The organism is Variovorax sp. GW822-FHT04E09 (genome assembly GCF_058800845.1).
The window spans coordinates 87,989-110,006 of the sequence record NZ_JBXAMR010000007.1; the positions used below are offsets into that span (position 1 = coordinate 87,989).

General features: G+C 68.6%; 18 protein-coding genes. 6 read left to right on the forward strand and 12 right to left on the reverse strand.

Annotation, left to right across the window (positions count from 1 at the left end; all coding sequences use genetic code 11):
- Positions 1–49: 49 nt before the first annotated feature.
- The 6 genes from AC1RL8_RS25035 to AC1RL8_RS25060 form a co-directional block, all read right to left on the reverse strand.
- Positions 50–6,064, reverse strand: a complete 6,015-nt coding sequence (locus AC1RL8_RS25035) for a hybrid sensor histidine kinase/response regulator (protein WP_492686538.1) — start codon at positions 6,062–6,064, stop codon at positions 50–52.
- Positions 6,065–6,095: 31 nt separating this feature from the next.
- Positions 6,096–8,423, reverse strand: coding sequence for a methyl-accepting chemotaxis protein (locus AC1RL8_RS25040; RefSeq protein ID WP_095948039.1), 2,328 nt, complete (start codon positions 8,421–8,423; stop codon positions 6,096–6,098).
- A 42-nt stretch (positions 8,424–8,465) separates the two neighbouring features.
- Entirely contained in the window at positions 8,466–8,999 is a 534-nt protein-coding gene (locus AC1RL8_RS25045) for a chemotaxis protein CheW (protein WP_062479111.1), read from the reverse strand.
- 19 nt (positions 9,000–9,018) lie between these two features.
- Entirely contained in the window at positions 9,019–9,384 is a 366-nt protein-coding gene (locus tag AC1RL8_RS25050) for a response regulator (protein ID WP_062479114.1), read from the reverse strand.
- Positions 9,384–9,782, reverse strand: coding sequence for a response regulator (locus AC1RL8_RS25055; RefSeq protein ID WP_021012487.1), 399 nt, complete (start codon positions 9,780–9,782; stop codon positions 9,384–9,386). The genes AC1RL8_RS25050 and AC1RL8_RS25055 overlap by 1 nt, the downstream gene beginning before the upstream one ends.
- Before the next feature lie 81 nt (positions 9,783–9,863).
- The gene (locus AC1RL8_RS25060; RefSeq protein WP_007838397.1) at positions 9,864–10,034 is read right to left on the reverse strand and encodes a rubredoxin; all 171 of its coding nucleotides are present in this window, start codon (positions 10,032–10,034) and stop codon (positions 9,864–9,866) included.
- Between the two features lie 111 nt (positions 10,035–10,145).
- On the opposite strand from AC1RL8_RS25060, the gene thiD reads away from it, so the two are divergent.
- The gene (thiD, locus tag AC1RL8_RS25065; RefSeq protein WP_492686537.1) at positions 10,146–11,111 is read left to right on the forward strand and encodes a bifunctional hydroxymethylpyrimidine kinase/phosphomethylpyrimidine kinase; all 966 of its coding nucleotides are present in this window, start codon (positions 10,146–10,148) and stop codon (positions 11,109–11,111) included.
- On the forward strand, positions 11,111–12,391 hold the full coding sequence (hemL, locus tag AC1RL8_RS25070; RefSeq protein ID WP_070062759.1) for a glutamate-1-semialdehyde 2,1-aminomutase: 1,281 nt from the start codon (positions 11,111–11,113) through the stop codon (positions 12,389–12,391). Before thiD ends, hemL begins: the two co-directional genes overlap by 1 nt.
- Before the next feature lie 16 nt (positions 12,392–12,407).
- Here the strand turns inward: hemL and AC1RL8_RS25075 are convergent, their stop codons facing one another.
- Positions 12,408–13,814 (reverse strand): amidase family protein, encoded by a 1,407-nt coding sequence (locus tag AC1RL8_RS25075; RefSeq protein ID WP_492686536.1) that lies wholly within the window; start codon positions 13,812–13,814, stop codon positions 12,408–12,410.
- A gap of 45 nt (positions 13,815–13,859) precedes the next feature.
- Positions 13,860–14,849 carry a Bug family tripartite tricarboxylate transporter substrate binding protein gene (locus AC1RL8_RS25080; protein WP_492686535.1) on the reverse strand — a complete coding sequence of 330 codons (990 nt, stop codon included), beginning with the start codon at positions 14,847–14,849 and terminating at the stop codon, positions 13,860–13,862.
- Between the two features lie 159 nt (positions 14,850–15,008).
- Here AC1RL8_RS25080 and AC1RL8_RS25085 point away from each other — a divergent pair, with 159 nt between their 5' ends.
- Both AC1RL8_RS25085 and AC1RL8_RS25090 read left to right on the forward strand, forming a co-directional pair.
- Positions 15,009–15,905, forward strand: coding sequence for a LysR substrate-binding domain-containing protein (locus tag AC1RL8_RS25085; RefSeq protein WP_062479122.1), 897 nt, complete (start codon positions 15,009–15,011; stop codon positions 15,903–15,905).
- Positions 15,906–16,048: 143 nt separating this feature from the next.
- Positions 16,049–16,525 carry a hypothetical protein gene (locus AC1RL8_RS25090; protein ID WP_062479124.1) on the forward strand — a complete coding sequence of 159 codons (477 nt, stop codon included), beginning with the start codon at positions 16,049–16,051 and terminating at the stop codon, positions 16,523–16,525.
- Positions 16,526–16,597: 72 nt separating this feature from the next.
- On the opposite strand, the gene purH is transcribed toward AC1RL8_RS25090, so the two are convergent.
- From purH to dusB, 3 genes are read right to left on the reverse strand one after another with little or no spacing between them, the layout of a single operon-like run.
- Positions 16,598–18,205 (reverse strand): bifunctional phosphoribosylaminoimidazolecarboxamide formyltransferase/IMP cyclohydrolase, encoded by a 1,608-nt coding sequence (purH, locus tag AC1RL8_RS25095; RefSeq protein WP_492686534.1) that lies wholly within the window; start codon positions 18,203–18,205, stop codon positions 16,598–16,600.
- Positions 18,206–18,221: 16 nt separating this feature from the next.
- Positions 18,222–18,458: a Fis family transcriptional regulator gene (locus AC1RL8_RS25100; RefSeq protein ID WP_056577757.1), complete on the reverse strand. Its 237-nt coding sequence runs from the start codon at positions 18,456–18,458 to the stop codon at positions 18,222–18,224.
- Between the two features lie 24 nt (positions 18,459–18,482).
- Positions 18,483–19,541, reverse strand: a complete 1,059-nt coding sequence (dusB, locus tag AC1RL8_RS25105) for a tRNA dihydrouridine synthase DusB (RefSeq protein ID WP_070062764.1) — start codon at positions 19,539–19,541, stop codon at positions 18,483–18,485.
- A gap of 183 nt (positions 19,542–19,724) precedes the next feature.
- On the opposite strand from dusB, the gene AC1RL8_RS25110 reads away from it, so the two are divergent.
- A complete protein-coding gene (locus AC1RL8_RS25110) occupies positions 19,725–20,195 on the forward strand; it encodes a YqaA family protein (protein WP_062479132.1) in 471 nt (156 codons plus the stop codon).
- 19 nt (positions 20,196–20,214) lie between these two features.
- Here the strand turns inward: AC1RL8_RS25110 and AC1RL8_RS25115 are convergent, their stop codons facing one another.
- Positions 20,215–20,889, reverse strand: coding sequence for a glutathione S-transferase (locus AC1RL8_RS25115; RefSeq protein ID WP_070062765.1), 675 nt, complete (start codon positions 20,887–20,889; stop codon positions 20,215–20,217).
- A 134-nt stretch (positions 20,890–21,023) separates the two neighbouring features.
- Between AC1RL8_RS25115 and AC1RL8_RS25120 the strand changes: the two genes are divergently transcribed.
- Positions 21,024–22,013, forward strand: coding sequence for a trypsin-like peptidase domain-containing protein (locus AC1RL8_RS25120; protein WP_492686533.1), 990 nt, complete (start codon positions 21,024–21,026; stop codon positions 22,011–22,013).
- Positions 22,014–22,018: the final 5 nt, after the last annotated feature.

Below are 22,018 nucleotides of genomic sequence, written 5' to 3' on the forward strand. Positions count from 1 at the left end.
GAAGGGCCCTTTTCTTTTGCGCACCGACTGCCGGCGCGGCCGAGGCCGGTCAGGCCACCGCCAGCGCGGCCGGCTCGCTCGTGTAGGCACGCACCAGGCGCAACAGCTCCTCTTCCGAGTACGGCTTGCCCAGGTAGTGGTTCACGCCCAGGTCGCGGGCGTACTCGCGGTGCTTCTCGGCGATGCGCGAGGTGATCATGATGATCGGCAGCTCGGCCAGGGCCACGTCGGCGCGGATGTTGCGGGCCAGGTCGAAGCCGTCCATGCGCGGCATCTCGATGTCCGACAGCACCACCGCCGGGCGCTCCTGCTGCAGCCGCTCGAGCGCCTGCAGGCCGTCGGCCGCGAGCGACACGCGATAGCCTTCGCGCTGCAGCAGGCGCTGCGTGACGCGGCGCACGGTGATGGAGTCGTCCACCACCAGCACGAGCGGAATCTGCGGCACCACCGGGGCAAAGGCGGCCGGTGTCTGCGGCGCGCCGGTGTCCACCGAAGCGGCATGCGTCGGCGCGGCCAGCGCGGCGGTCTGGCGCGCACGCGCCTGGTCGCCGTGCACCGCGGCCAGCGCCACCGGGTTGTAGATGAGCGCCACCGCGCCCGAAGCCAGCACCGAGATGCCGGCCAGGCCGGGCAGCCGCGCGAGCTGCGGGCCGAGGTTCTTCACCACGACTTCCTGGTTGCCCAGCACTTCGTCCACGTGCAGGGCCACGCGCTGCGCCGCGCTTCGCACGATCACCAGCGTGTTGTTCTTGGTGGCGGCGTGCTCGCTGCGGATGGAGTGCTGCAGCAGCGCGCCGGCCCAGTAGAACGGCACCTGCTCGCTGCCGAAGGCGAAGCTGTGGTTCAGGTAGGCGGCTTCGAGGTCGGCACCGCTCACGCGCTGCACGAGTTCCACGAGGTTCGATGGCACGCCGATCGACACCTCGCCCGCGCGCAGCATCACCACGTGCGTCACGGCGGTGGTCAGCGGCAGCACCAGCTTGAAGGTGGTGCCCTGGCCCGGCGTGCTGTGCGTTTCGATGCGGCCGCCGAGCGCGGCGATCTGCGCGCGCACCACGTCCATGCCGATGCCGCGGCCGGCCAGCTCGGACACCTGCCCTGCCGTCGAGAAGCCGGGCTTGAAGATCAGCTCGGTGGCTTCTTCGGGCGACAGGTCCTGGTCGGGGCCGAGCAGGCCGAGGGCGCGGGCGCGTTCGGCGATGCGCTTCTGGTCGAGGCCGGCGCCGTCGTCGCGGAAGCTCACCGACACGTCGTTGCCTTCGTGGTGCAGGTCGATGACGATGAGGCCGCTGGCGTCCTTGCCAGCCTTCTCGCGCGCCGCCACATCCTCGATGCCGTGCGCCACGCAGTTGCGCAGCAGGTGTTCGAAGGCGGGCGTCATGCGGTCGAGCACGCCGCGGTCCATTTCGATGGAGCCGCCGACGATGTCCAGGCGCACCTGCTTGCCGGTGTCCTTCGAGGCCTGGCGCACCACGCGGTACAGGCGGTCGGAGATGCCTTCGAACTCCACCATGCGCGTGCGCAGCAGGCCGCGCTGCAGTTCGCGCGTCTGGCGTGCCTGCACGCTCAGGTCGTCTTCCGTGGCCTGCACGGTCTTTTGCAGCGTGCGCTGCACGGTGGCCACGTCGTTCACCGACTCGGCCATCATGCGCGTGAGTTCCTGCACGCGGGTGAAACGGTCGAACTCGAGCGGGTCGAAGCTCTGCTGCGAATCCTTGGCCTGTGCCAGGCGCGACTGCATCTGGCTTTCGGCCTGCACCTCGATGTCGCGCAGCTGCTGGCGCAGGCGGTCGAGGTTGCCCGTGAGGTCGGCGAGCGAGCCGCGCAGCTGGCCGAGTTCGGCCTCGAGGCGCGAACGCGTGATGATGACCTCGCCGGTCTGTGCGACCAGGCGGTCGAGCAGCTGGGTGCGGATGCGCACTGCCTGACCCGAGGCCGCGCGCAGCGGCGCGAGCAGGGCCGGCGCGGGGCGCGGCAGCAGGGACGACGGGGCTTCCACGGCGGATTCGGCAGAAGCCGCTTCGGCTTGGTCGTCATTCGCCGACTCGCGAACCTCGGGCGCCGCCTGCACGCGCTGGATGGCGGGTGCGGTCGGGCTGGCGGTGGCGATCAGCTGGGCCACTTCGACCTGGGCGGCGTCGTCGGCCGCGCGCAGGGCGTCGAAGGTGTGTTGCAGCGTGTCCAGGCGCGTGAGCAGTTTCTCGATGTCGGCCCGCTCCGCCCCCTGGGAACCCAGGAGCTCGATCTCGGACTCCATGCGGTGCGCGCGCTCGCCCAGGCGCATGGCGCCGGCCAGCCGGGCACTGCCCTTGAGCGTGTGCAGCGTGCGCAGCACCGAGGCGCGCGGCGCGGCGTCGTCGGGGTGGTGCGACCACTGGCGCAGCGCCTCGCCCAGCTGGGGCATCAGTTCGGCAGCCTCTTCCTCGAAGATCGGGAACAGGTCGACGTCCACCGCGTCGGCCAGGTCGATGGCGTCTTCGTTGTCGTCCAGTACCACGTCGGCAAAGGCGTCGTTGGCGACGACCTGCTTGGGCAGCAGCGTCTCGAAACGGGCCGCGGCAATTTCGGGCGGCATCGGCGCGGCGGCGATTTCGCGCAGCGCCTGCAGCGTGGCTTCGGACGGATCGCGCAGGAAGCCGACGGCGAACTGGTGCAACAGGCGACGCAGCTCGTCGGCCGCGGCGACCAGCACGACGCCCTGCTCGCGCGTGCCGCTGCCCTGCATCTGCAGGTGCTGCAGCGCCGATTCGAGCAGGCGGGCCATGCCCGAGAGGCTGTGGAAGCCGACGGTGGCCGAGCTGCCGGCCAGCGAATGCGCCAGCGCGATGGTCGAGTCGGGCAGGCGCTCGTGGGTTTCGAGCGCCCATTCGCCGACATCGGTCGCCAGCTGGCGGGACCATTCGTCGGCTTCGTTGAGGTAGACGTTGTACAGCGCGATGCCGATGCGCAGCGGGCCGATCACCTTGACCTGGTCTTCGGCGCTCGGGGCGATGGAAGACTCGGGCTCGGGAACCGCCTCGGCCAGCACGGGCTCGGGCTCCGACACGGGTTCCGGTTCGGTCACGACGGCGGCTGGCAGCTCTTCGACGACAGCGGGGGCCTCGGGGGCAACTTCGATGGCCGCCGACACAGGTTCCGGCTGCAGTTCAGCCGGCACTTCCAGCGCCGGCAGTTCTTCGGCCGCTTCGATGACCTCGACAGGTGCCACCGTCTCGGCGACAGGCTCAGCAGCAGCCAGCGGCAGCGGCTCCGGCGCCCATTCGAGATCGGGCAGGCCCGATGCGGTCGGCACCGTCGCTTCGATTTCCGGGACGGGCTCGGGTTCGGCGTGCGACACGGCAGGCTCGGCCGGTGCATGCGTCTTCGGGGGCGCGAGGAAATCGAACTCGTCGCCGCTGGGCAGCACGTCGAGCGGTGCGGGCGCGGTGCTCTGCTTGCCTTCGAAGTCGAGGAAGTCGGTGGAGGCGAAATCGTCGTCGGGCTCGGGTGTGACAGGCTTGGTCGGTGCGTGTGGCGCTTCTTGCGCCTGCTGCCAATCGGAGAAGTCCAACGTGGCGTCAGGGACTGCGACATCTTGCGGCGTCAGCGACAGGTCGGGGAGCTCAGGCAGCTCCGGCAGTGCAATCGGCGCCGGCTCCGCGGCGATGTGGCGCGCGGCCACCGCGAGCGCTTCGGCGTCGGCCACGCGCACCGGTGCGGGCACGGGCTCGCCGGCCAGCAGCGCATTGGCCACGCGGCTGAACGGTGCCGAGTGCCAGGTGCCCGCATCGCCGGCGGCGATGGCTTCGACCCACTGGCTGAAATCGCGGAGCATGCGCTCGGTGCTCGACAGCAGCTCGGGCGTGGCATCGCGCTGGTCGGCCAGCCACGTGTTGAGCACCTGCTCGAGCGACCAGGCGGCATCGCCGAAGTCGGTGAGGCCGACCATGCGCGAGCTGCCCTTGAGCGTGTGGAACGCACGGCGCAGGATGGTGAGTTCTTCGGTGTCGCCGGGACGGTTGCCGAGCGCGGCGATGGCGGCCAGGCCGTTGCCCACCACTTCGCGGGCTTCGTCCAGGAAGATGTTCTGCAGGTCGTCTTCTTCGAGCTCGGTGACCTCGGTGTCGGGCAGCGCCGACGGGCCCGTGATCTTGGTGGTCCAGCTCTCGGCCTTGCGGCTGAACTCCTCCAGCGGCGACGGCTTGGTCTTGCGGTTGGGCGTGGCCAATGCGGCGAGCTTGGAGGCGATCTGCGCGTCGACTTCCTCGATGCTGAGCACGGGCTCGGCGGCCGGTGCGGCAGCGCCTTCGGCCGGGGCCGCGGCATCGATGGCCTGGCGGCCCATCAGCGGCTTGAGTTCGCCCGCTTCGGCGTCGAACACGAACAGGCGCTTGGCCAGCGCGGGCTGGTAGCCCAGCATGTCGATGAGGAAACCGAGCGCGCCCAGGTTGTTGCCGAGCGCGTCGAAGGTGGCCATTTCCTCGACGGGCGAGCGGTTGACCTGCAGCATCTGCTCGACGTCGTCGCGCATGCGTTGCACGGTGTGCGCGGCCTGCTCGAGCCCCAGCACCGAGAACACGCCGCGCATCTGCATGAGCTGCGTGGGCACGGTGCGCAGCAGCGGCTTTTCGGCCGGGCGGCGGAAATACTGGTCGAGCGACTTCTCGAGTTCGCTCAGGTGGCTGCGCAGCTCGTCGACCACGGTGCCCATGGTCTGGCGGTCGCTGACGCGGCGGTACAGGTCCTCCATCCACGGCTCGAGCGGCTCGGAGCGGCCGCCGTCGCGCACGCGCTCGATGCGGCCGGCCAGCTGCAGCGTGCGGGCCGTGAGCTGCGGGTCGCTGGGGTCGAGGTCTTCGAGCGCGGCTTCGAGGTAGAGCACCGAGGTGGCGACTTCCATCGCCAGTTCGGTGTCGGGCGGCTGGCCGGAACGCACCGAGGCGTCCACGGCGTGCGTCAGCGCCTGCACCATCGGCTGGCTCGGCGGGTGCAGCTTCAGCAGCGATTCGCCGAGCTGCGCGAAGGTGTCGGCCACCTGCCGCGTGCGCGTGATGTCGCCGCCCGAGAGCGCCGACCACATTTCCTTGGCGGTCTCGATGCGCTTGCGCGCCTGCGAGAGCACCAGCGGGTCGAAGCGGCCGAACTGCACCACGGTGTAGTCGACGCGCGGTTCCTGCGTCACGCCCCAGGCGCTGCGCACGGTGCGCAGCGTGGCGGCGTCGTCCTGTGCGCCGGGCACAGCCTGGGCGCAGAAGAAGAGCAGGTCCTGGCCGAGGCGGTCGGACACCACGCTGTCGCCGCGCGCCAGCGTGGCGTACTGCAGCAGCACGCGCGAGGCGGCGCGCTTGACGTAGGTGTCGGCGGGAATCAGGCCCAGCGCGAGGGCTTCGAAGAAGCCCGCGGCCAGCGTCCAGAAGCTCGCGACGCGCGGCAGCAGCGCACCGCGCCCGAGCCCCAGGCACAGCGCATGCAGCCGTCGCGCGGCCTGCGCGTCGCCACTCTTGACCAGCTGCAGCACCTCGCGGTCGAGCCGCGAACGCACGGCCGGGTCATAAGCGAGCGCGGCTTGCGTGAGGGCTGGCTTGACCTCGACCCAGCGCCACGCCGTGCTCCACAGGTCCGCCGGATGGACGCGCTCATTGCCGCCCAGCTCCAGCACGTCGCGGTACTGCGGGAACAGCGCCACCGACGACACGGCCTTGCCGGCCAGCAGTGCGCTGAGGAAATCGGTGACGGCAAAGCCGGCACGCTCGATCTTGTGCACGGCACTCTCGGTACAGCGCTGCGGTTCGGCGATGAAGCCCTGCACCGCGAATTCGATGGTGCCGAGCACCAGGGCGGGCGAGCTGTGGCCGACCATCTGCAGCGCGCCGACGGCCTGGTGCAGTTGCTGGCGGGCCATCTGCAGCGGACCGCTCTCGGGCTCCGTGGCACTGCCCACGTCGCGCACGAAACGCCGCAGCGACTTGCCGACACCGTCGAGGGACTTCTGGATTTCTCCCAGCACCCAGGCCAGCGGCCCGAGGTCTTCGGTGGCCGGCATGTTGCCGGCGAGGGGGGCCGTGGCAGGGGTTTGAATCGACACGTGGTTGCTCGCCGTTCTTATCTATCTGTTGTCACGCGATCTTGAAACGGGCCACCGAGCGACGCAGTTCTTCGGCCATCTGCGAGAGCTCGCGCACCTGCTGGGCCGTGGTCCGCGTGCCTTCTCCGGTCTGTTCCGTCACCGCAAAAATGTGCTGGATGTTGGCGGCCACCACGTTGGCCGAATCGGCCTCGCGGGAGGCGGACTGCGAAATCTGCTCGATGAGGTCAGCGAGTCGGCGCGACACGCGGTCGATCTCGGACAGCGCGGTACCCGCGTTGTCGGACAGCTTGGCCCCTTCGACCACACCCTGCGTGGAACGCTCCATGGCGCCCACCGCGTCCTGCGTGTCGGTCTGAATCGCCTTCACCAGCGCCGAGATCTGGCGCGTGGCGTCTGCGGAGCGTTCGGCCAGTCGCTGAACTTCTTCCGCCACCACCGAGAAGCCCCGGCCGGCTTCACCGGCGGATGCCGCCTGAATGGCGGCGTTCAGGGCCAGCACGTTCGTCTGTTCGGTAATGTCCGAGATCAGCTCGGTGATTTCGCCAATCTCCTGCGACGATTCGCCCAGGCGCTTGATCCGCTTGGAGGTTTCCTGGATCTGGTCGCGGATGGAGTTCATACCGCCGATGGCGTTCTGCACGGCCTGCAGACCCGACGATGCGGCTTGCAGCGACTGGCGCGCCACCGTGGCGGACTCTTGCGCTTGCGAGGACACGCCGTTGATTCGCTCGGCCATGGTCAGCACCGACTGGCCGGTTTCACGAATTTCGCGCAGCTGTTCGGTCGAGGCGGCGAGCAGTTCGGTCGAGGTGTTTTCCACCTGCGACGTCGTTTGCGCCACGCGGGTCGCCGTGTTCTGCACGTTGCCCACCAGCAAGCGCAGTTCTTCCACCGTGTAGTTCACCGAGTCGGCGATGGCGCCGGTGATGTCCTCGGTCACGGTCGCTTCCTGCGTCAGGTCGCCTTCGGCCACCGTTTGCAGTTCGTTCATCAGGCGAAGAATGGCGGCCTGGTTGGCGTTGTTCACGCGGCCGGCTTCTTCGGACGCCTGCTCGGCAGCCAGACGCTCGCGTTCGGCGACGGCGGCACGTTCGCGGCCTTCGCGCACCTGCACGAAACCGATGGCGCCGGCCAGAGCCAGGGCGGCCAGCGACAGCACGAACAGCAGCACGATGGTCCCGGCGCCCAGGCCGGTACGTGCGGACAGCTTCTCTTGCAGTTCGCCCAGCGACTTACGCAGCGGCTCGCTGTCGGTCAGGATGGACGCCTGCGCTTCGCGCGCGGCCACCAGACCTTGCAGGTTGCCCAGAATGGCGGAAGCCTGTGTGCGCATCTGCTCGTAGGTCTTCAGGATGGCTTCGAGCTGCTGGCGGGTCTGCGGGTCTTTCGAGCCGGGGAAGCGCTGCTGCGCGTTGCCGTCGAGCAGGCCGCGGGTGGTTTCCTGGAAGGTGTTCAGGTCCTTGCCCAGCAGGAACACGGCGTCGGGGTTCACACCCTCGACCGTGAAGAACTCGTTGGTCGACTTGCCGATGCGCTGCGTCAGCATCACGAGCTGGCCGGCGGCCGAGATCTCGGGCAGCGTGGCGTTCTGCTGCATCTTCAGCGACGCGACGGTTTCCGTCATTTCGAGCAGCGTGGACGACTGCTGGTTGATGTCGCGCAAGGCGGCACCCACCTGCGTCAGGATCTGGCGCTGGGCCAGCACGGCCTTGGCGCTGGTGTCGGCGCGGGCGACCAGCGGGTTGATCTTGTTCATCTCCTCGTCGTACTGGTTGCCGACGGCTTCCAGGCGCAAGGCGTCGTCGCCGTTGGTCAGGCCCTGCACGCGGCGCGAGAGGTCGTCGGCGCTGTCCTTCACTTCGACGAACGCCGAGGCGCTGCCGACGAGGGCCTGCGAGATCGACTTGGCCAGGCGCTGCGACTGCATCAGCGACTGGCCGGTGGCCGCCACCTGCTGCGCCAGGCGTTCCGCGCGAAGGATGGCGGAGCCGGCCACCAGCAACAGCGCCAGCACCACGATGGCCAGCATGATCGCCAGCACGCGCTGCTGCTTGGCGGGGTTGGCGCCCATGCCGCCGCCCGCGGCGGGGGCCAGCGGCACCGCTTCGAGCGTGGCCGCGTTGGCGGCTTCGACGGACGCCGGGTCGCCCAGCGCGTCGATGCCGCCGAAGCCGGTGTCGGCTGTGGCGGCGGATGCCCCCTCGCCCTTCTTGGCGAGGCGGATCGTTTTTTCGTCCGGAACCTGAACCGTGTCGACATCGTCGAGCGATATCGAACCGGAGCCGTCGACGCGGGCCTTGTCGTTCCCGTTGGTCGCGGGGAGTAATTTCTTGAACTTGTCGGCGATCGAGCTCACGGTCGGTCCTTCAGGTGGTTGCCAGTGCCATGTGCCGAAGCACTACGCACCAATACTCAAAAACTGGGGTTGCTGCGAAAGCGCCTGCAGGTTGACTTCCTGCCAGCGCTCTCCTGCTGCGTCGGTGTACAGATGCCCGTGCCAGGCCGGGGCCTCTGCGCCCGGGGCGTCGGCGGCCGTGAAGGCCTCCGCACCCCGCAACCCCGCCAGTCGATCGACCAGCAAAGCGCAGTTGACTTCGAGCAGCTCGTTGAATGCCACGAGCCGCGATTGGATGCGTGCCGCCTCGGTGGCGGCGGGGGCGCCCGGCGCACCGGACGCAAACGCCGACAGCTGCACGACGCCGTACAGGCCGCCGCGCAGGTTGGCGACGCCGAGGAACCAGGGCTCCGTGTAGGGCACGGGCTGGGGCGGCGTCCAGGGAAAGATTTCGCCGGCGTGCGCCAGCGGAAAGAGGTACTTGCCCTCGCCCGCCTCGACCGCCAGCCAGCTCGCGGCCACGCCTGTGGTGCGCGCGGCCTGGAGGCGGCTCGCAAGCCGGGACTGGAAGGCGCGCAGCGCGTCGCGATTCGCCATGGAGTGCGCAGGTTCCCGCTCAGGCGAGCGCGCTGATCTTGGACATCAGATCGGCCGCGTTGACCGGCTTCACGATGTAGTCGCGTGCGCCCTGGCGCATGCCCCAGACACGATCGGTTTCCTGGTTCTTGCTGGTGCACAGGATGATCGGGATGGCCGCGTACTTCGGGTCGCGGGCGATGGCGCGCGTGAGCTGGAAGCCGTTCTGGCCGGGCATGACCACGTCCATGAGGATCAGGTCGGGGTGGTCTTCCTCGAGGCGGCGCATCGCGTCGTCGGCGTTTTCGGCCGTCTTCACGGAGAAACCGTTCTTCTGGAGGAGGTCGGTCAGGAACACCAGTTCCGTCTTGGAGTCGTCGACGACGAGGATTTTTCGAATGGGCATTACTGCACTTCCTGTTGAACAATGCCAAACTGCTGCACGGCCTGCAGCAGCTGGTCTTTGGTGAATGGCTTGGTGAGATAGTCCTGGGACCCGACCATGCGGCCGCGGGCCTTGTCGAATACGCCATCTTTCGAAGACAGCATGACGACCGGGACATTGGAGAAATGCGCGTTGCGCTTGATGATGGCGCAGGTCTGATAGCCGTCGAGGCGAGGCATCAGGATGTCGCAGAAAATCAGGTGAGGCTTGTGGTCGTTAACCTTGGAGAGCGCGTCGAAGCCGTCTTCCGCGAGAAGAACCTCGTGCCCACCCTGCTTCAGAAAAATCTCGGCACTGCGCCGGATGGTGTTGCTGTCATCGATGACCAGCACCTTGTAACCAGATCCATTCGGGCCCATTGCAAACGCTCCTGCTCATGAGACTTGGATGCCCGCCGCGCCGAACATCGACGCAGATCGCGTAGCCCTATGCCATGCTTGTCAGATCTCAACCATTTCGAAGTCTTCCTTGCGCGCACCGCACTCAGGACAGGTCCAGTTCATCGGCACATCGGCCCAGGCCGTGCCTGCCGCGATGCCGTCTTCCGGTACACCAACCGCTTCGTCATAGATCCACCCACAAATCAGGCACATCCAAGTTTTCGTGTTCATCGGAGCTTAAAGTCCTTGTTCATTAAATGCAACGAGTGTATCTATGCGTATCTCACTGGCAGACCGTAAACGTCGCGCCTATGCCACCATCCAGGGGATTTCGCTAGGCGTATGACCATCTACTTACATCCAGACGAGACCGCCCGCAAACCGGGCAATCTTAACGACCCCTCGCAGGACGACGAGGCGCTGAGCGAACGCGACCTGAATCCCCCCTGCGTGCTGGTGTTCAATGCCAGCGATCCGAGCGGCGCGGGCGGCCTGGGCGCCGACGCCCTGGCCATGGGATCGGTGGGCGCTCACATCCTGCCGGTGGTGACGGGCGCCTATGCGCGCGACACGGCCGAGATCTTCGACCACTTCGCCTTCGAGGAAGAGGCCGTGGCCGAGCAGGCGCGCGCCATCCTGGAAGACGTCGAGGTCCAGCTGATCAAGGTGGGCTTTGCCGGCACCCCCGAGGCGCTGAGCACCATCGCGGAGACCGCCGCCGACTATCCCGACGTGCCCGTGGTGGCCTACATGCCCAACCTGTCGTGGTGGGACGAGAACCTCATCGAGGCCTATCTCGACGCTTTCCGCGACCTCGTGCTGCCCCAGACCACGGTGTTGGTTGGAAACCACAGCACCCTGTGGCGCTGGCTGCTGCCCGACTGGAGCGGCGAGCGCCCGCCCGGCGCGCGCGACATCGCCAAAGCCGCCGGCGAGTTCGGCGTGCCCTACACCCTAGTCACCGGCATGGTCTTGCCCGACCAGTTCATCGACAACGTGCTGGCCTCGCCGCAGTCGGTGCTGGCCAGCGAGAAGTACGAACGGCTCGAAGCCGTCTTCGCCGGCGCCGGCGACACGCTCTCGGCCGCGCTCGCTGCCCTGCTCGCCAGCGGCACCGACCTCGTGGCCGCCACGACCGAAGCGCTCGCTTACATGGACCGCTGCCTCGACGCGGGCTTTCGCCCCGGCATGGGCCACGTGCTGCCCGACCGTCTGTTCTGGGCCGAGCCCGAGGACGACGAAGACGATGACGACGCGCCCGACACTCCCCCCGATTTCGCTTTACCCCCGCACGACACGCGACACTGATGACTGACCAGAACGACCTTCTTTTCGAGCGCGCCCGCGCCGTGATCCCCGGCGGCGTGAACTCGCCCGTGCGCGCCTTCAAGGCCGTCGGCGGCACGCCCCGTTTCATCCAGCGCGCGCAAGGCGCCTATTTCTGGGACGCCAACGACAAGCGCTACATCGACTACATCGGCTCCTGGGGTCCGATGATCCTGGGCCACGGCCACCCCGCCGTGGTCGAGGCGGTGCAGAAAGCCGTGCTCGAAGGCTTCTCGTACGGCGCGCCGACCGAGCGCGAGATCGAGCTGGCCGAAGCCATCCTGGCCCTGGTGCCGTCGATGGAAATGGTGCGCCTCGTGAGCTCGGGCACCGAGGCCGCGATGAGCGCACTGCGCCTGGCGCGCGGCGCCACCGGCCGCAAGACCATCGTCAAGTTCGAAGGCTGCTACCACGGCCATGCCGACGCGCTGCTGGTGAAGGCCGGCTCCGGCCTCGCCACCTTCGGCAACCCGACCTCGGCCGGCGTGCCGCCCGAAGTGGTGCAGCACACGCTGGTGCTCGAGTACAACAACCTGCAGCAGCTCGAAGAGGCCTTCGCGCTGCACGGCAAGGACATCGCCTGCCTGATGATCGAGGCGATCGCCGGCAACATGAACTTCGTGCGCGCCACGCCCGAATTCGCCAAGCGCTGCCGCGAGCTGTGCACGCAGCACGGCGCGCTGCTGATCTTCGACGAGGTGATGACGGGCTTCCGCGTCGGCCTGCACGGCGCGCAAGGCGTGCTGGGCATCACGCCCGACCTCACGGTGCTCGGCAAGGTGATCGGCGGCGGCATGCCGCTGGCGGCCTTCGGTGGCCCGCGCGCCATCATGGAACAGCTCGCGCCGCTGGGCCCGGTCTACCAGGCCGGCACGCTGTCGGGCAACCCGGTGGCCACCGCCTGCGGCCTGGCCACGCTGAAGGAAATCTCGAAGCCCGGCTTCTACGAAGCACTGGCCAAGAAGACCCGCACACTGGTCGACGGCCTGAAGGCCGCCGCGGCCGCCGAGGGCCAGCCCTTCAACGCCGACAGCGAAGGCGGCATGTTCGGCTTCTTCCTGATGAACGAACTGCCGCAGAACTACGCGACGGTGATGACCACCGACAACGCGCAGTTCAACGCGCTGTTCCACGGGCTGCTCGATCGCGGCGTGTACATCGCGCCGGCACTCTATGAAGCAGGCTTCGTGAGCGCCGCGCACAGCGAGGACGACATCGCGGCCACCATCGAGGCGGCGCGCGACATCTTCAGTAAGCGCTGACGCGCGCCCTCCCCGCTCAGGCGGGGTCGATCGCCGCCACCGGCCCGGCCTCGGCCTCGGCTTCGAGCACTTCGGCCGCGGCCAGACAGAGGTCTTCGCGGAAGCGGTCGCTCACGAGCTGCACGCCCGTGGGCAGCCCGTGGCGCAAGCCCATGGGCACCGACAGCCCCGGCAATCCCAGGATCGCGGTGGACAGCAGCGGGCTCTGCGCATCCAGGATCTCCCGCATCGCGGCGCTGCCGCGCTGGTCGGCGTCGACCGGGAACGGATGGCGCCACGACACCGGCATCAGCAGCAGCGGATGGCGCTGCAGGAACAGCGCCCATTCGCGCATCAGCCCGGTGCGCGCGGCCAGGGCGCGCATGTAGCTCACCGTGTCGAACTGCGGCGCGTGCGCGTCCATGGCGCGATAGGCCTGGCGGATGGTGTCGTCGCCGTCGCGCATCAGTGCCTCTTCCACCAGCAGCCGGCTGTCGGCCATCGTCAGCGACAGCCAGAGGTCGGCCGTCTCGCGCAGGCGCGGCGGCTGCGCAGGCTCGACACGGTAGCCGGCGCGCTCCAGCCGGCGTGCGGCGCGCTGCAACGCATCGGCCACTTCGGGGTCGCAGGCGTAGCCGGGCAGCTCGGTGCACAGCGCCACGCTGACGGGGCTGCTCGACGGGGCCGACTCCAGCGGCGCGGGCGCCCACCACGGATCGCGCACATCGCGTTGCGCCATCGCGGCGAAGGCCAGCCGCAGGTCGCGCACGCTGCGCGCCAGCGGCCCCTGTACCGACGTGAGCTGGACCACCATCGGCCGCTCGCCCGCCCCTGACGGGTTGAAGGCCGGCACGCGCCCGAAGCTCGGGCGCAGGCCGTACACGCCGCAGGCATAGGCCGGGTAGCGGATCGATCCGCCCTGGTCGTTGCCGTGCGCGATGGCGCCGATGCCGACCGCGACCGCCGCCGCCGCGCCGCCGCTTGAACCGCCCGGCGTGACGTCGGCGTTGTACGGATTCAGCGTGCGCCCGTGGGCCGCGTTGTCGGTGAACCAGCGCATCGAGAACGCGGGCGTGTTGGTGCGGCCGACCACGATCGCGCCGGCGCGCTGCAGGTTCGCGACCACCGGGCTGTCGTCCTTCGCCACGACGCTGCGGTAGGCCTCCACCCCGTTGGTGGTGGCATGCCCGCGCTGGTCGACGTTGACCTTGATGGTGACCGGCACGCCGTGCAGTGGCCCGGTCGCCTCGCCCTTCGCGAGCACGGCATCGGCCTGCGCCGCCGCGCCGAGGGCCTCGTCGGCGCAGCCATCGACCACCGCGTTCACCCGCGGGTTGACGGCCTCCAGGCGCGCCAGGCTGCTGCGCACCGCTTCGACGCACGAGACCTCGCGTGCCTTGATGCGCTGCGCCAGGTCGGCGGCTTCCAGTTGCCAGAGTTGCATGCGTTGTCTCCTTGGGAAAATTGAAATCGATCGATCGGCCGCGCGTCAGTCGCCCTTGACACCCGCGCGCCGCACGGCGTCGGCCCAGCGCGGCTTCTCGCGCTTCATCAGCGCGCTGAGTTCCTCGGGACTCGAAGGCAGCGCCTCGATCGACAGCGCGGCGTTGGCGCGCACCACGGCCGGGTCGGCCAGCGCGGTGCGCAATGCGGTGTTGAGCCGGTCGACCGTCTTGCGCGGCGTGCCCGCCGGCGCCATCAGTGCGCCCCAGGCCACCACCTCGAAACCGGGCACGCCGCTCTCGGCCACCGTCGCCACCTCGGGCAGCACGCCGGCGCGCTTGGCGCTGGTCACGGCGATCGCCTTGACCCGGCCCTGCTGGATGAACGGCAGCACCGCCGAGATGTTCTCGATGGTCACGTCGAGCTGGCCGTTGACCATGTCGCCGACCGCCTGCGTGCCGGTCTTGTAGGGCACCTGCACCATCGTCAGTCCGGTCTCGGCCTTGAGCAGCTCGCCGGTCAGGTGGCCCGCGCTGCCGATGCCGGGCGAGCCGGCCGAGAGCTTGCCGGGATGCTCGCGCCCGTAGGCGATGAGCTCCTGCAGGTTGCGCACCGGCAGGTCCTTGCGCACGATCAGCACGTAGGCGTTGCTCGAGATCAGGCCGACCGGCACCAGGTCTTTCTCGGGCGCGTAGGGCAGCTTCGAGAAGAAGGCCGGGTTGATGCTCAGCGTGACGAGGTTGCCGTAGCCGACCGTGTAGCCGTCCGGCGCGGAGGTGGCCAGCGCCTGCGTGCCGACGATGCCGCCGGCGCTGGGGCGGTTGTCCACCGCCAGGGCCTGGCCCAGCTCGCGGCCCATCGCATCGGCCACGGGCCGCACCGCCACGTCCACGCCCGACCCGGCGGCGTAGGGCACGATGAATTTCAGCGGACGCTCGGGAAACTGGGCCGAGGCGCCCATCGAGGCGCCCAGGGCAACGGCGGCCAGCCCGGCCAGGACGGTGCGGCGGGTCCACGCGAATGACAGTGCAGGCACGAAGCGATCTCCTGTGAGAGTCCCGCCGCTCACCATGAGACGACCGGTGCGCAAAGTCTAGAAATCGGCCGCGCGCCGGAAAAGACAATCGCTTGTCGCGATGACAACCTGCGTTTGTCTGGGGATCACCCGGTGGCGCCGGGCGGCAGAATGCGCCGCATGAAGGACCACCAGCTCAAGGCCTGGCTGCGGCTGGCCGACACCGGCAGCATCCGCGCCGCCGCGCGCAGCCTGCACCTGAGCCAGGCGGCCGTGACCAAGGCGATCCGCGAACTCGAGGCCGAGGTCGACGCCCAACTGGTGCTGCGCAGCTCGCGCGGCATCGAGTTCACCGAGTGCGGCCGCCAGCTCACCGTGCGCGCGCGGCTGGCGCACCAGCAGCTCGAACTCGCGCGCCAGGACATCCGCATCCTGCAGGGCAGCCAGCACGGGCGCGTGGCCGTCGCGGTGACGCCGATGGTGTTCCTGGGCGTGCTGCCCGAGGTGGTGCGCGCCTTCCGCAAGGCGATGCCGCATGCGCAGCTCAAACTCTTCGACGGCCTGATTCCCCAGGTGCTGCCGCTGCTGCGCGAAGGCACGATCGACTTCGCGGTGGCGGGCCCGGTCGCCGCGGCGCTCGACGCCGACTTCGCGTTCGAACGGCTCGACATGATCGAGATGGCGGTGCTCTGCCGGCGCGGCCATCCGCTGAACCGCGCCACCCGCTGGGAAGAAGTGGCGGGCGCCGAATGGCTGATGCACCTGGCGCCGGGCAGCCAGCACACCTTCTTGCTCGAGCAGTACGCCGCGCAGGGCCTGCCGCTGCCGGAGCACCGCATCGAGGTGGCGTCGTTCGGCGTGAGCTGGGGCCTGCTGACCCGCAGCGACGCGCTGATGGTCGGGCCGGCCGGCATGCTCACCATGCCGCCGTATGCCGATCTGGTGGAGCGCGTGCCGCTCGCGATGCCGGTGCCGCCGCTGGAGCTGGGCATCGTCTCGCCGCGCGGCAAGCCGCTGTCGCTGGCGGCGCTGCGGCTGGCCGAGCTGTTTCGCAAGTACCTGGCGCGGCCCGCCTGAGCGATGTCATCGTTTTCGCGATCGCCGCGTGTATATTGCGCCGGCGTTCGCGGGGCCGTGCCCCCGCGCGCAGACCCAAGGGAAGCCGTCATCGCAGCCACCATCGAAGCCGCGAGACAGACCAATTTCAGGATGCCCCGCCCATGACCCCCTTGCGCATGCTGCCGCTGCTGAGTGCCCTTCTTTTGCCCGGCCTCGCGCTGGCGCAGTCCTTCGAGCCGAAGAACATCTGGGTCAACCCCGGCTTCTACTCGGCCCACTTCGACAGCGGCAAGGGCCTGGAAAACGCCAACCCGGGCCTGGGCTTCGAGTACCCCCTGAACGACACCTACCGCGTCACGGCCGGCACCTTCCACAACAGCAACCGGCGCCAGTCGCACTACGTCGGCCTGTACATCCTGCCCTTCGAGTTCTACGGCGTGAAGTTCGGCGCGGTGGTGGGCGGCTTCGACGGCTACCCGGACTATCGCAACGGCAACTGGTTTCCGGCCATCATTCCGACGGCCGCCATCGAGGGCAAGAACTGGGGCCTGAACATCGCCTACGTGCCGACGATCAGGAACCGCCTCTACGGCGCGATCAGCTTCCAGCTCAAGTACCGCTTCGGCACGCACGAGTAGCGGCCACAAAAAAGGCCAGGGCCGCGTGAGCGACCCTGGCCTTGTTCGGGCAGGCCCCGCAGGGCCGCAGGCTCAGTGCCGGAAGTGGCGCACGCCCGAGAACACCATCACCACGCCGCGCTCGTCGGCCGCGTCGATCACTTCCTGGTCGCGCATCGAGCCACCCGGCTGGATGACGCAGCCCGCGCCCGCGTCCACCACCACGTCGAGGCCGTCGCGGAACGGAAAGAAGGCGTCGCTCGCCACGGCCGTGTCCTTGAGCGACAGGCCCGCGTGCTCGGCCTTGATGCTGGCGATGCGCGCGGAGTCGAGGCGGCTCATCTGGCCGGCGCCCACGCCCATGGTCATGCCGTCGGCGCAGAACACGATCGCGTTGCTCTTGACGTACTTCGCGACCTTCCAGGCGAACAGCAGGTCCTGCAGCTGCTGCGGCGTGGGCTGCTTCTTGCTGACCACCTTGAGGTCAGCCAGCGCCAGCTCGTGGTTGTCGGCGGTCTGGATCAAGAGGCCCGAGCCGACGCGCTTGACGTCCATCGCGTTGCGGCCGTTGTCCCAGTCGGTGGCACCACCCTGGGGCAGCGCGATCTCGAGCACGCGCACGTTGAGCTTGGCCTTGGTGGCCTGAAACACTTCCAGCGCTTCGGGCGTGTAGCCCGGTGCCATCAGCACTTCGACGAACTGCTTGTTGACGGCCTGCGCGGTGGCCAGGTCGACCGGGCGGTTGAAGGCGATGATGCCGCCGAAGGCCGAGGTCGGGTCGGTCTTGAAGGCCTTGCTGTAGGCCTCGAGCGCGTCGGCGCCCACGGCCACGCCGCAGGGGTTGGCGTGCTTGACGATCACGCAGGCGGGCACGTCGAAGCTCTTGACGCATTCCCACGCGGCATCGGCGTCGGCGATGTTGTTGTAGCTGAGCTCCTTGCCCTGTAGCTGCTTGGCCGACACGAGCGAACCGGGCGCCGGATACAGGTCGCGGTAGAACGCAGCCTGCTGGTGCGGGTTCTCGCCGTAGCGCAGGTCCTGCACCTTCACGAAACGGCCGTTGCTCTGCGCGGGGAACAGCGAGCGCGTGGGCGCGGGCTGGCCGATGCTGGCGTCGAAGTCGATGGCCGAGAGGTAGTCGCTGATCGCGCCGTCGTAGTCGGCGATGCGGTTGAACGCGGCCACCGAGAACGCGAACTTGGTCTTGTCGCTGAGCTTGCCGTCGGCCTTGAGCTCGGCCAGCGCCACGGCGTACTGCGAGGCGTCGGTGAGCACGCCCACGTCCTTCCAGTTCTTGGCGGCGCTGCGCACCATGGCCGGGCCGCCGATGTCGATGTTCTCGATGGCGTCCTCGAGCGTGCAGCCGGGCTTGGCCACGGTGGCTTCGAACGGGTACAGGTTGACCACCAGCAGGTCGATGGTGTCGATGCCGTGCTCTTTGATGGCGGCAACGTGCGCGGGCAGGTCGCGGCGCGCCAGCAGGCCGCCGTGGATCTTCGGGTGCAGCGTCTTCACGCGGCCGTCGAGCATTTCGGGAAAGCCGGTGTGGTCGGCAACTTCGGTCACCGGCAGGCCGGCGTCGGCCAGCAGCTTGGCGGTGCCGCCGGTGGACAGCAGCTTGACGCCCAGGCCATGCAGGGCCTGCGCGAATTCAAGGATGCCGGTCTTGTCGGAAACGGAAAGGAGTGCGGTCTGAGCCATGGGATATGCCGTGGAGTTATTTCAAAAGTTTGTGCTCGACCAATTTCTTGCGGAGCGTGTTGCGGTTCAGGCCCAGCCATTGGGCGGCCCGGGACTGGTTGCCTTCGGCGCGCGTCATGACGACGTCGAGCAGGGGTTTCTCGACCACGCGCACGAGCATCTCGTACATGCCGTCGGGTTCGGTGCCCCGCAGATCGCGAAAGTAGCTGTCCAGACTGCTGCGAACGCAGTCCTCGATGTGTTTCTTGCTCATTGCTTCTTCTCTTTTTCTCTTCGCTCAATCGACGGCGCAGGCCGTCTCCTCTTCTCCCGCCGGCTCCTCGTCTGCCGTCGGGGCGGGCATGCGGTCCATGCGGTCCGCAAGCCCCTGGAAATAGTCGTCGACCGCGCGCAGCTGGCCGGCGCAGTCTTCGATGGCGTTCATCCGTGCGCGGAACGCCTCGCCATCGGGCAGCGCGCGCACATACCAGCCGATGTGCTTGCGCGCCGTGCGCACGCCGCTGAACTCGCCGTACAGCGCGTAGTGCTCCACCAGGTGGTCGAGCAGCAGCCGGCGCACCTCCGCCACCAGCGGCGGCGCCAGGTGGGTGCCGGTGTCCAGGAAGTGCGCGATCTCCCGGAAGATCCACGGCCGGCCCTGCGCGGCGCGGCCGATCATCACGGCGTCGGCGCCCGTGGCCGCGAGCACGTCGCGCGCCTTCTCGGGTGAGCGGATGTCGCCGTTGGCCACCACCGGCACGCGCACCGCGGCCTTCACGGCGGCGATGGTGTCGTACTCGGCGTGGCCCTTGTAGCCCTGCTCGCGCGTGCGCCCGTGCACCGTGAGCATCTGCACGCCGGCCGATTCGAAATCGCGTGCGAGCTTCACCGCGTTGCGGTGGTCTTCGCTCCAGCCGGTGCGCATCTTGAGCGTGACCGGCACGTTGAATGGTTGCGCCGCGTCGACCACGGCCTGGACGATCTCGAGCGCCAGCGGCTCGTCGCGCATGAGCGCCGAGCCGGCCCACTTGTTGCAGACCTTCTTGGCCGGGCAGCCCATGTTGATGTCGATGATCTGCGCGCCGCGCTCGATGTTGTAGACCGCGGCCTCGGCCATCATGGCCGCGTCGGTGCCGGCAATCTGCACCGCAATGGGGCCCGGCTCGCCGTCGTGGTTGGCGCGCCGCGAGGTCTTCAGCGTGTTCCAGAGTTCCTTGCGCGAGGTGACCATCTCGCTGACCGCATAGCCCGCGCCGAGTTCGCGGCACAGCATGCGGAAGGGCCGGTCCGTCACGCCGGCCATGGGCGCGACGAACAGCCGGTTTTCCAGCGTGTGGGTGCCGATCTGCAAGGTCATGGGAAGGAGTGCTGTGCGGGTCGGCTGCTGAAAAATGAGGCACGATTGTAGCCACGTGGCATTTCAGCGACTGAAACGATTTACGCCTTTTTGCGCTTGCGACACAGGCGTAAACACCAGTATTTCGCGGGGCCTTCTCCCACGCGGTTGCGACGTGAGCGCTGCCTATACTTCGCCGACCTTATGCAAGCCTGGCTCGACGCACTCCTGGCGCTCCTCGCGCTCCCCCAGTACGGACTTTCGACGCTGTTCATCGCGGCCTTCGTGTCGGCCACGCTGCTGCCGGTGGGCTCCGAACCGATCCTGTTCGGCCTGCTGAAACTCAACCCCGAGATGTTCTGGCAGGCCATCGCCGTGGCCACCGTGGGCAACACGCTGGGCGGCGCGGTCGACTGGTGGATGGGCTACGGCGCGCACAAGGTGGCCGACAAGTACTCGCACTCGAAACACCACCTGCGCGTGCTCGGCTGGCTCGAGCGGCTGGGCCCGAAGGCCTGCCTGCTGAGCTGGCTGCCGATCGTGGGCGACCCGCTGTGCGCGGTCGCCGGCTGGCTCAAGCTGCCGTTCTGGCCCTGCGTGGGCTACATGGCGATCGGCAAGTTCCTGCGCTACGTGACGATGACCTACGCGCTTCTTTACGTCTTCCCGTCATGAAGCGCGCGGTCGAAAAAACTCAGCTCAGCAGTTCGTAGGGGCCACCGCGCTCCAGCGCGCGCTTGTAGGCCGGGCGCGCATGGATGCGCTCCAGGTAGGCCATGAGCTTGGGCCGCCGCGCATCGAGCCCGCCGCGCGCCTGCGAGGCTTCGACCACGAAGCTCATCTGGATGTCGGCGCCCGTGAATTCATTGCCCGCGAACCACTCGCTGCGGCCGAGTTCGGCCTCCATGAAATTCAGATGGCCCGTGATGTTCGGATGAATGAAGGCCGACTTCGCCTTCGCCGCGATGGCCTTGGCGATCGGCTTGGCAAAGAAGGGCATCTTGCTCGTCTCGATGCGGTCGAACACCAGCTTGAGCAGCAGCGGCGACATCGCCGTGCCTTCGGCGAAGTGCAGCCAGTAGCGGTAACGCAAGGCTTCGGGCGAACCCGGCGCGGGGGCGAGCCGGCCCTGGCCGTAGCGCTCGATGAGCGACTCGATGATCGCGCCCGATTCCGCCAGCGTCGCGCCGTCGTCGGTCGTCACCACGGGCGACTTGCCCAGCGGATGCACGGCCTTCAGCGAAGCGGGCGCCAACATGGTCTTGGGGTCGCGCTGGTAGTGGACGATCTCGTAGGGCAGCTCGAGTTCTTCGAGCAGCCAGAGCACACGTTGCGAGCGCGAGTTGTTCAGATGGTGGACAGTGAGCATGGCAAATGAAAGCCTTCCGGCGGAGGATGCAGCGGGCGCGCAGTCTAACCACAACATGTGCGGGCTTCAGGCGCCCGCTGCGACAGCGTCATCGCCTACGGCAAACCGTAGGGCCGCTTCCTACACTGACCCGGATGGCTCCTCACTTCACGCGGCGCCGCCGCATCTCGCTGTTCATCGCCGGACTCTGGCTCGGCCTTGCGGCCTGCCAGGCCTGGGCACTCACGCCCGAGGAGGTGTTCCGCAAGGTCGCGCCCGCCGTCTGGACCGTGAAGGGCGAACGCGGCAACAACCAGACCGCCATCGGCAGCGCGGTGGCCGTGACCTCGGGCGCGCTGGCCACGGCCTGCCACGTGGTCGACGGCGCGGTCGCCGTCACCGTGGAGCAGAGCCCGACCACGCTGCGCATCGCCCGCATCGTGCGCGACCCCGACCCGTCGCGCGACCTGTGCGTGCTCACGAGCGAAACGCCGCTGCAGCTGCCCGCCGTGCAGATCGTGCCCGCCGCCGAGTTGCGCGTCGGCCAGCGCGTGTTCGCCGTCGGCAGCCCGCATGGCCTCGAACGCACGCTGAGCGAGGGCCTGATCTCGGCGCTGCGTCCGCGCGCGCCCGGGCAACTGCCGATCGTGCAAACGTCGGCGCCCGTATCTTCAGGCTCCAGCGGCGGCGGGTTGTTCGACACCGAGGGCCGGCTGGTCGGCGTGACCGACAGCGTGGCGCCCGGCGGCGCGAACCTTGGCTTTGCCTATCCGGCGCAATGGGTGATGGAACTGCCGCAGCGCGTGACCAAGGAGCTGGCGACATGGCGCGATCTGCTGAAGACCACCGGCGTGGTGTTCGGCCCCAACGGGGAACCCGCGCCTTCCGGCCACGCCGAGCTGTCGGACCTGCAAGCCCTGCCGCCCATCGGCGCCGACCCGACCCCGGTGCGCAATGCCTACCGCCAGTTCCTGCTGCAGGCGCGGCCCCGCATCTTCCTGATCACGAGCGACCAGAAGTTCGGCACTGCCACCAGCTCGGCCGCGCTGACCGAGCATCTGAAAGGCTGCACCGAACGCAAGGTGACGTGCGCGGCCTATGCGGTGGACGACACGGTGGTGTGGGGCAAGCAGAAAACCAACTGATCGAC